General features: G+C 44.9%; 1 protein-coding gene. It reads right to left on the bottom strand.

All coding sequences use genetic code 11. The features are described 5' to 3' along the window. A partial coding sequence (locus BUA03_RS16315; RefSeq protein ID WP_139255705.1) for an HYR domain-containing protein occupies positions 1-1,265 on the bottom strand: 1,265 nt, incomplete at both ends.

Here is a 1,265-nt window from a genome sequence, read left to right as displayed (position 1 = left end):
CAGGTGATTGTTGGCAGAATAGAATCGACCACCGTTACGATTTGAGTACAAGTAGCAGTATTTCCTGCATTGTCAGTTACGGTCCAAGTTACCGTTGTGTTTCCGATAGGGAATACACTAGGGGCATCATTAGTTACGGATTTGACACCACAATTATCAGCCGCAGTTGGCAGACCAAGAGTTACATTCGCTTTAGCGGTAGAACAAGAAGCGGCATCTACATTTACTGTAACCGGAGCTGCACAGGTGATTGTTGGCAGAATAGAATCGACCACCGTTACGATTTGAGTACAAGTAGCAGTATTTCCTGCATTGTCAGTTACGGTCCAAGTTACCGTTGTGTTTCCGATCGGGAATACACTAGGGGCATCATTAGTTACGGATTTGACACCACAATTATCAGCCGCAGTTGGCAGACCAAGAGTTACATTGGCTTTAGCGGTAGTACAAGAAGCGGCATCTACATTTACTGTAACCGGAGCTGCACAGGTGATTGTTGGCAGAATAGAATCGACCACCGTTACGATTTGAGTACAAGTAGCAGTATTTCCTGCATTGTCAGTTACGGTCCAAGTTACCGTTGTGTTTCCGATAGGGAATACACTAGGGGCATCATTAGTTACGGATTTGACACCACAATTATCAGCCGCAGTTGGCAGACCAAGAGTTACATTTTCTTTAGCGGTAGAACAAGAAGCGGCATCTACATTTACTGTAACCGGAGCTGCACAGGTGATTGTTGGAAGAATAGAATCGACCACCGTTACGATTTGAGTACAAGTAGCAGTATTTCCTGCTGTATCAGTTACGGTCCAAGTTACCGTTGTGTTTCCGATCGGGAATACACTAGGGGCATCATTAGTTACGGATTTCACACCACAATTATCAGCCGCAGTTGGCATTCCAAGAGTTACATTTTCTTTAGCGGTAGTACAAGAAGCGGCATCTACAGTCACTGTAACCGGAGCTGCACAGGTGATTGTTGGCAGAATAGAATCGACCACCGTTACGATTTGAGTACAAGTAGCAGTATTTCCTGCATTGTCAGTTACGGTCCAAGTTACCGTAGTGTTTCCGATTGGAAATACACTAGGGGCATCATTAGTTACGGATTTGACACCACAATTATCAGCCGTGGTTGGCAGACCAAGAGTTACATTTTCTTTAGCAGTAGTACAAGAAGCGGCATCTACAGTCACTGTAACCGGAGCTGCACAGGTGATTGTTGGCAGAATAGAATCGACCACCGTTACGATTTGAGTACA

Origin of the sequence: Flavobacterium fryxellicola, assembly GCF_900143245.1 — a bacterium.
Taxonomy (GTDB): Bacteria; Bacteroidota; Bacteroidia; order Flavobacteriales; family Flavobacteriaceae; genus Flavobacterium; species Flavobacterium fryxellicola.
This window is presented reverse-complemented; position numbering and strand designations above follow the sequence as displayed.